The sequence below is a fragment of the Dapis brunnea BLCC-M229 genome (genome assembly GCF_050015995.1).
GTDB lineage: Bacteria > Cyanobacteriota > Cyanobacteriia > Cyanobacteriales > Microcoleaceae > Trichodesmium.
The window spans coordinates 11,438-19,997 of sequence record NZ_JBNHEP010000237.1; the positions used below are offsets into that span (position 1 = coordinate 11,438).

Annotated in this window: 7 protein-coding genes; 4 read left to right on the forward strand and 3 right to left on the reverse strand. The window is 37.8% G+C overall.

Annotated features, from left to right (window positions below; translation table 11 throughout):
* The coding region (locus ACP6PM_RS27460) for a carboxypeptidase-like regulatory domain-containing protein (RefSeq protein ID WP_426590070.1) at positions 1–2,949 on the forward strand (2,949 nt) is incomplete at its 5' end.
* A 789-nt stretch (positions 2,950–3,738) separates the two neighbouring features.
* On the opposite strand, the gene ACP6PM_RS27465 is transcribed toward ACP6PM_RS27460, so the two are convergent.
* Positions 3,739–4,209, reverse strand: coding sequence for a TetR/AcrR family transcriptional regulator (locus ACP6PM_RS27465; RefSeq protein WP_426590071.1), 471 nt, complete (start codon positions 4,207–4,209; stop codon positions 3,739–3,741).
* 68 nt (positions 4,210–4,277) lie between these two features.
* Positions 4,278–4,685 (reverse strand): IS200/IS605 family transposase, encoded by a 408-nt coding sequence (gene tnpA / locus ACP6PM_RS27470; RefSeq protein ID WP_426590072.1) that lies wholly within the window; start codon positions 4,683–4,685, stop codon positions 4,278–4,280.
* Positions 4,686–4,729: 44 nt separating this feature from the next.
* On the opposite strand from tnpA, the gene ACP6PM_RS27475 reads away from it, so the two are divergent.
* Positions 4,730–5,992 carry an RNA-guided endonuclease InsQ/TnpB family protein gene (locus ACP6PM_RS27475; RefSeq protein ID WP_426590073.1) on the forward strand — a complete coding sequence of 421 codons (1,263 nt, stop codon included), beginning with the start codon at positions 4,730–4,732 and terminating at the stop codon, positions 5,990–5,992.
* A 376-nt stretch (positions 5,993–6,368) separates the two neighbouring features.
* On the opposite strand, the gene hemC is transcribed toward ACP6PM_RS27475, so the two are convergent.
* On the reverse strand, positions 6,369–7,331 hold the full coding sequence (gene hemC / locus ACP6PM_RS27480) for a hydroxymethylbilane synthase (protein ID WP_426590074.1): 963 nt from the start codon (positions 7,329–7,331) through the stop codon (positions 6,369–6,371).
* A gap of 308 nt (positions 7,332–7,639) precedes the next feature.
* Here hemC and ACP6PM_RS27485 point away from each other — a divergent pair, with 308 nt between their 5' ends.
* The gene (locus ACP6PM_RS27485; RefSeq protein ID WP_426590075.1) at positions 7,640–7,921 is read left to right on the forward strand and encodes a hypothetical protein; all 282 of its coding nucleotides are present in this window, start codon (positions 7,640–7,642) and stop codon (positions 7,919–7,921) included.
* Between the two features lie 171 nt (positions 7,922–8,092).
* Positions 8,093–8,260: a hypothetical protein gene (locus tag ACP6PM_RS27490; protein ID WP_426590076.1), complete on the forward strand. Its 168-nt coding sequence runs from the start codon at positions 8,093–8,095 to the stop codon at positions 8,258–8,260.
* The last annotated feature ends 300 nt before the right edge of the window (positions 8,261–8,560 follow it).

The window sequence follows — 8,560 nt, forward strand, 5'->3', positions numbered from 1 at the left end:
TTAGAACCTGGTGAAGCAGATACAGGTAACGACTTTGTGGATGTATTACCTGATGGTTCGATTTCCGGTAATGTCAGCGATGAGGATGGCAACCCACTAGAAAATGTCACTATCCAATTGTTGGATTCTAATAGCACCCCTGTAGCGACAACAACTACAAATGGAGATGGTAACTACACCTTCACAGATGTAGAACCAGGGAACTACAGCGTCCAAGAAACCAACCTACCTGATTATGAAAATGTATCTGAGGTAGATGGTGAATTTGACGGTGGTGATGACACAGATGGTGGTAACAACGGTATTCCTGACAACATCCCAGTTATCTTAGAACCTGGTGAAGCAGATACAGGTAACGACTTTGTGGATGTATTACCTGATGCTGGTATCGATATTGAGAAGTTCACCAACGGAGTAGATGCTGACACCATAGAGGAAGCAGTAGAAATTTCTCCTGGTAAGAAAGTTACTTGGACTTATGAAGTCACCAACACTGGTGATGTATCCTTCAAGAAAAATGAAATTCAAGTTCATGACGACATAGAAGGCGAAATCACCAATATCGTTGAGAAAAAAGGTGGAAATAATAATAACAAATTAGAACCTGGTGAGACCTGGATTTACCAAAAGACAGGAACAGCTCAAGACTTAAGCACTACTACCAGTTCCCAAGACATCACCTTCCATCTCACAGGTAATAGTTCCACAACTGGTCATTATGGAAATGTCCGTACCTTTACTCAAGATGGTGTTTCCGTAGATGTCAGTGCATTTAGCAGTAACAAGCACGGTGGCAACTGGAAAACAGCTTACCTTGGAGCTTACGGTGGTGGCTTAGGTGTTACCAACCGGAAGGAAAGCGGTCACAATCACCTAGTAGATAATGATACTAGCAACGATTATGTCCTCTTTGAATTTGACCAACAAGTAACTGTAGATCGCGCATTCCTTAATTATGTCAAGCATGATAGCGATATCACAGTCTGGATAGGCGAGCGCAATGGAGATATCACACATTTGAACAGCGATATCTTAAATGGCTTCACCAAGGAAAATAACAATGGTGGTAAGCACGATCGCTGGGCTAACTTTAATGCTGATGAGTTAACAGGTGATACCATTGTTATTTCTGCACGTCAAAATCAGCACAATGATGCCTTCAAGTTGAAAAAACTGGATATTTCTGTACCGGGTGAAACAACCATTGGTAATTACGTCAACATCGGAACTGTCACTGCTGGTTCTGTAAGTGATGAAGACCAAAGTGGTTACACTAATCCTGAAGGCGAACCCGAACCTCAAAATCCTGGTATCGATATTGAGAAGTTCACCAACGGAGTAGATGCTGACACCATAGAGGAAGCAGTAGAAATTTCTCCTGGTAAGAAAGTTACTTGGACTTATGAAGTCACCAACACTGGTGATGTATCCTTCAAGAAAAATGAAATTCAAGTTCATGACGACATAGAAGGCGAAATCACCAATATCGTTGAGAAAAAAGGTGGAAATAATAATAACAAATTAGAACCTGGTGAGACCTGGATTTACCAAAAGACAGGAACAGCTCAAGACTTAAGCACTACTACCAGTTCCCAAGACATCACCTTCCATCTCACAGGTAATAGTTCCACAACTGGTCATTATGGAAATGTCCGTACCTTTACTCAAGATGGTGTTTCCGTAGATGTCAGTGCATTTAGCAGTAACAAGCACGGTGGCAACTGGAAAACAGCTTACCTTGGAGCTTACGGTGGTGGCTTAGGTGTTACCAACCGGAAGGAAAGCGGTCACAATCACCTAGTAGATAATGATACTAGCAACGATTATGTCCTCTTTGAATTTGACCAACAAGTAACTGTAGATCGCGCATTCCTTAATTATGTCAAGCATGATAGCGATATCACAGTCTGGATAGGCGAGCGCAATGGAGATATCACACATTTGAACAGCGATATCTTAAATGGCTTCACCAAGGAAAATAACAATGGTGGTAAGCACGATCGCTGGGCTAACTTTAATGCTGATGAGTTAACAGGTGATACCATTGTTATTTCTGCACGTCAAAATCAGCACAATGATGCCTTCAAGTTGAAAAAACTGGATATTTCTGTACCGGGTGAAACAACCATTGGTAATTACGTCAACATCGGAACTGTCACTGCTGGTTCTGTAAGTGATGAAGACCAAAGTGGTTACACTAATCCTGGTCAAAATTCTTTACTATTCAGTTTAAAAGACCACAAAACTCTAGATGGAATTAGTTTTAAACCAGAAGACATCGTTGAATATAATCTAGCCGATCAGAGTTTCACTAAGTTCTTTGATGGTTCAGATGTTGGCATTGATCATTTTAATATTGATGCCTTTGAGGTAATCAGCGACAATGAAATTCTACTTTCATTCAAGTCTGCTCAAGATATAGGTGGCATCCATGTAGATGATTCTGACATTGTTAAATTCACTGCCACATCACTTGGAGAAAACACCGCTGGTTCTTTCGATTTATACTTCGATGGTTCAGATGTTGGCTTATCTAAAGGTAGTGAAAATATTGATGGTCTGAGTGTCGATCCTGTTACTGGAGACCTTCTAATTTCTACTCAAGGAAACGTTAAAGTTCCAGGAGTTAATAGCAAAGATGAAGATATACTGCGTTTTAAGCCTGATAGTTTAGGCAGTCACACCAGCGGAAGTTGGTCTGTCGAATTTGATGGCAGTGATGTAGGACTTAGTGACAACAGTGAAGATGTTGATGCTATTGGTCTTAAAGGAGAGCAAATCCTCCTATCCACAACAGGCAACTTTTCTGTAACTGGTCTATCTGGTAACAAGCAAGATGTGTTTGCTTTCAATCCTAATACTCTCGGTACTTCAACATCAGGTACATTTGAGGAATTATTTACTGAATTGAACAACAATGACATCTCTGGTGTTCATTTTCTCGGATAGATTCTTGAGATATTGACCTTAGTAAATTTAGCTCTCTAAGCTAAATCAATTCTTGAATTAATTTAAGAGTTTCACAGGAATTATGCCTGTGAAACTCTTTTTTGATAGCAGTTTTCAGCTCGAAAATTATATTAAATCCAGCAGTATTCGGTACAATTCAATAAAGACATTATAAAATGAGGAATAAAACAATATAATTAGGGACGAAGTAGATTTTAGTTGAAACTCAAATAATATCACCTCAACATTTACTTTTAAACTCGCCCCTATAACTCAAATATCTCAGCTAAATATTCTAATACCATTTTCAGAAAATATTGTTACAGTCACGACACAGGGAACACTTAACTGGGAACAGGGAAATAAAAACATAATAAATAAATAAAAGGTTGATTTTTAAGAATTTATGGGATTTATCAATTTTTGATTGTAGGAATAAATCACATACTTAAGATGTAACAGCCTTTTTTGAATTTGGTATAAGTTTATAGATAATTGAAAATTAACTACAGTCAATTTCATCTAATATTTCTAGATATTGCCACTACAATAGACCACTCCGGAAAAGAGGGAACAGAGAGAAGTAATATCATGTCCGGTTGAACAGTTATAATTAAAGTTTGTAGTAGGGTTTGAGCAAAAAGTATGTATCGGGCTGAGAGCCCTACTACAAACCATATACTTTTTTTGATCACTGATTATCCGGACATGATATAATTGATAATTTATGGATAAGAATTGATTCTATTTTGAATTTTCACGCCTATGTCTAATTACTACTCTAAATACTTACACTCCTGACTTTTCAATATAACTATCAATTAAAGTAGATAATGCCTGTTGAGCATAGTTAGCACCTCCAGAAAATCCTTCAATAGTAGCCATCAAACTTGCTCCTCCAATCAGAAGTAAATATTGTTGAGAAAATGATTCTGAATCTTTTACTCCTGCTTGTTCAGCTAATTCCTTAATCTGTATCCGAATAGACTCTCTAACTCCTACTGATACATCATGAGCAGGATGAGAAGCATCGGCTATTTCTAGTACAGCATTGATAAAAGGGCAACCACGAAAATCTGGACTTGCATACCACTCTCGCAATACATCAAAAGTTGCTAGTAATCTCTCCTTAGCAGTATTACCGCGATCGCGCACCGCCGTTTCAAACCAACTTAACCATTCTTTGGCCCGGTGTTTCATTACTGCTTCTATTAGTTCGTCTTTTGAGGTGAAATGCCGATAAAGAGTTCTTTTGGCCACACGGAAAAAGTTCGGGAGTTTGGTAGCCCCGTCTTTTTAAAGCGGGGCGGAAAAACGACTCGGCGACTTTAGTCGCCGTGATGAGGGTCATTAATGTATTCCAAAATCTTAGTGGTGCTGACTTTTCCGGTAGTATCGTAAAAATAACTATGAGTCCACAAACTAGGGAGCTTGCATAGCTCTGGAAACTCTTGTCGCAACAATCTGGATGACCTACCTTTTAAAGCTTTGACTATTTTGTGAATCGCTACGTCAGAGCCATGTTCTACTAAGATATGAACGTGGTCTGGTGCTATTTCTAACCCTTTAATTAACCAGCCTTTTTCTGTAGCCACTTCTGATAAGATAGCTGCCAATCTTATTTTAATTTGGCCCACTAAGACTTTTTTGCGGCGTTTGGGAATCCAGACTAAGTGGACATGGGCTAAACCTATAGAATGGTTGGCATGACGGTATATTTTCTGCTGGTCTTTCATGTTGATGGGTTGACATTTATCGACAACTTGATGATAATAGAGGGATGAGCAAAAAAACAAAAAACATAGGGTGTCAACAAATTCTACTGTATGCCGACAAAAACCTATTAGCCATCCTAGAATATTTGTGTGGCGAAGCTAACAAAGTGTTTAACTGTTCCGTTTATTACGCCCGACAAGTTTTTTTTAAGGAAAATCGATGGGTCACTCAAGGGGAACTTTGCACGGAGATGAAATGGAACAGACATTTTAACGCAATGTATGCTTCTAGTGCCCAACAAATATGCAACGGGGTCATCGAATCTTTCAAAAGTTTTAAACAATTATCGAAACTATTTGTCAGGGGTAAATTAGTTAACAAGCCAAAACCACCTAACTATCGAAAACCGGGTTTATTTACTGTTACTTATCCTAAAATATGGCTCAAACTTACTGACAAAGGGATTAGAGTTCCATTAGGACGCAAGGTTAAAGCATGGTTTGGATTAGATAATTTCTATATTCCAATGGCTAGTAACCTGGAGTGGAACTCAATTAAAGAGATTAGGATTTTACCTCGTCACGGCTGTTTTTATGTCGAGTTTGTCTATGAAATCAAGCTTCAACCAATTAAACTAGACCCCAACCAAGCACTCTCTATTGACCACGGTTTAGACAACTGGTTAACTTGTGTGGATACTCTAGGGCACAGCTTTATTGTTAATGGCAAACATTTGAAATCTAAAAACCAGTGGTACAACAAACGAATAGCTGTTCTCAAGGAAAATAAACCACAAGGTTTCTGGTCTAAAAGATTAGCTCGCATCACTGAAAAGCGCAATCGTCAGATGCGTGATGCTGTTAACAAAACAGCGCGATTAATCATCAACCATTGCCTTAAACATGGAATCGGTACAATCGTTTTTGGATGGAACAAGGGTCAAAAACAATCAATTGATTTAGGGACGAAAACGAATCAAAAGTTTGTACAAATCCCTACGGCAAGGCTCAAAAAAAGAATCGAAGAACTTGGTGATTTATATGGGCTTCAATTTTTAGAAACTGAAGAGTCTTATACCTCGAAAGCTAGTTTCTTAGATGATGATCTTCTCCCAACCTACGGTGAAAAACCCGACAACTGGGAACCATCAGGAAAACGGATTCAACGAGGTTTATATCGTTCTGCTGCGGGCTATTTAATTAATGCTGATTGCAATGGTGCAGCAAATATTTTAAGAAAAGTATCTGGAAGGCTTAACTTGAACTTAAGTCAACTAAGTAGAGGCGCATTGACAACGCCTTTAAGAGTTCGATTTTGGACTTCTTAAGAATCCCCGTCTCTTTAGAGCGGGGAGTGTCAATAATCATATTGCTAAAACACCTTTAGATCGTCAATTTAAACCTAACATTTGGTTAAAACCAGATACAAATTCATTAATGGAAATTGATAATGGATAATTGATAATTGATAATTAGGGCTTGCTGATTAAATCTCAAAGCATTTACAAATGAAGGTTTTAGCCTTTTTAGCTCGGTAAAAAGTACTAGGTTTTCAGCTCTTAATGCTTAAAAAGTTAGTATTTTAGGTGCATAGTTGGACAAAAAAATTACTCCCCTACTCCCCTACTCCCCTGCTCCCCTACTCCTTAAAAAAGACTTTTTCAGCAAACCCTAAATATTCCAAGTTTATAGATAACTTAAAAATTAACTACGGTCAATTTCTGCCAAAATTTCATCTAAGATTTCTTGAGCACCTTGTTCTCTCAACTTTCTCGCTAATTCAAGACCTATTTGTTCTGCCTCAGCAGTAGCACCAGTCACAACATCCTTAACCAATTTCTTACCATCTAAACTAGCAACTAAACCAGTCAAAGTCAGTTGCTCCCCTTCTATTTGAGTATTAACACCAATGGGAACTTGACAACCTCCTTCCAACTCTCTCAAAAAAGCACGTTCGGCATAACATCTATGAGCAGTTGCAGTATGTTCCAGACTCTTCAATAAATCCAAAATATCAGTATCTCCAGCACGACATTCTATTCCTAAAGCACCTTGCCCAACTGCATGAAGAGATACTTCTGGGGGTATAACTTGATGAATGCGATCGCCCATACCTAATCTATGCAAACCAGCAAAAGCCAAAATAATGGCATCATACTCTCCAGCATCCAATTTTGCCAGTCTAGTATTGAGATTACCACGAACATCTTTAAATTCCAAGTGGGGGTAATGATGACGGAGTTGTGCCAAACGTCTCAGAGAGGACGTACCAATAACAGCACCTTCTGGCAAAGTCTCAAGTTGTTTATCCTTGAACTTTTCATGCACTACCAAAGCATCTGCTGGGTTTTCCCGTTCGGTAACGCAACCCAACATCAAACCTTCTGGTAAGTTAGTCGGTAAGTCTTTGAGAGAATGAACTGCCAAGTCAGTTTTCTTTTCCAGCATTCCTACCTCCAGTTCTTTGGTGAAAAGTCCCTTATCCCCAATTTTTGCTAGGGGCACATCTAGAATTTTGTCCCCTTGGGTAGACATAGTTTCGACTTCAAATGTGATGTCTGGGAAATGTTTCTGGAGTTCTTCTTGCACCCAGTAGGTTTGAACTAAGGCAAGTTGGCTTTTGCGGGAACCGATCCGAACGGTACGAGTAGAGGCAGATACTGTCATTTTTTCTATTGAAATTAATAAATTTGGTCATTCTTTCTAGACTACCCTAAAAGGGGGCCTAAATTTTTTGAAGTCAAAAGTCAGAAGTTAGAAGTCAGAAGTTAGAAGTTAGATATTTTTAGCTAAAAAATGCAGAAATGTTTATAGTGCAGGCATCTTGCCCGCGATAGGTTTACCTCACCAAGATCAAATGATGAAATCTGGTGTATTTTTAGCTAAAAAACACAGATAAAAATTTTAGGGGATTATTTCATACAATTAAGTGTGAAATTATTTATGACATATTTACAGTGAATTGGTAGAAGAAGATGAGTCAAGAAGAAGCAGAAGTTCTGGAAAAAATTGCTCAAGTTATAGAAAGTTTGCCTAGTGAAAGTTTGTTGACAAAATGTTGGACTGAGGAGCAAAAAGACGAATGGCAAAAAGCAAGAAATACTCAAGTTGATTTAGCTGAATGTTGGAGGGCTAAGTTTATATATCAGCAAGGAGACCCAATTGCAGAAGCTTTGGATAAAAAAGAAATTATTCAACATATTAAAAATTCCTCTACCCCACAGATAAAGGCATTAAGTTGGAATAGTCAAAGTTAACATCCAACAAAAATAGAGAGAAAAAAATGTTTAGTTCTAATACTCCAAAATATGAACTATTCCAACCTAAAACTTATCTGAAATAACAATGGAAAAATCTTAGACAATATGGAATAAAACTGTAAATGAGCACGAATTATAATATTTTACCAAATTCATGCAATTAAAAATATGCGTCAGTTATATCAAAATTATCAAAGCGAAATTCAGAAACTTCAAGAACAAGTTGGTAATTTAAAGATGGTTATCCGCAGTAAAGATGAAAAAATTCAAGAATTAGAATGGTTAGCACATCCTGAATCTCCAGATGCAGATGCTATTTGTAACTGGTTATCTTAATTTTAATCCAAATATTTAATAACTGTGACTGTAAAAGTCATGGTTATTAAACTTTTTGTAATTAGACAATATAGAATAGTCTTTACCGAAAAATTAAGGTATAAAGCCTCTCCATTCATGGAGAAAAAGCGGTCGGAAAGCGCAGCATGACCTAGGATGGGATGCTGAGAAAACCTAGCCATATCCAATCGACCAAGACAAGAAAAAAATTCCTTTTAACCGAATCCTCTTCTTTATAAGAAGAGTTCATTAATGGATAATGGATAATTGATAATTACCTCGGGTTTTAACCGAGAGGAT

Bases quoted from the DNA above. Each gene is read 5' to 3' on its own strand.
- ACP6PM_RS27485 (WP_426590075.1), top strand. From the start codon at position 7,640: ATGAGTCAAGAAGAAGCAGAAGTTCTGGAAAAAATTGCTCAAGTTATA.
- tnpA (WP_426590072.1), bottom strand. From the start codon at position 4,685: ATGAAAGACCAGCAGAAAATATACCGTCATGCCAACCATTCTATAGGT.
- ACP6PM_RS27490 (WP_426590076.1), top strand. From the start codon at position 8,093: ATGCGTCAGTTATATCAAAATTATCAAAGCGAAATTCAGAAACTTCAA.
- ACP6PM_RS27475 (WP_426590073.1), top strand. From the start codon at position 4,730: ATGAGCAAAAAAACAAAAAACATAGGGTGTCAACAAATTCTACTGTAT.
- hemC (WP_426590074.1), bottom strand. From the start codon at position 7,331: ATGACAGTATCTGCCTCTACTCGTACCGTTCGGATCGGTTCCCGCAAA.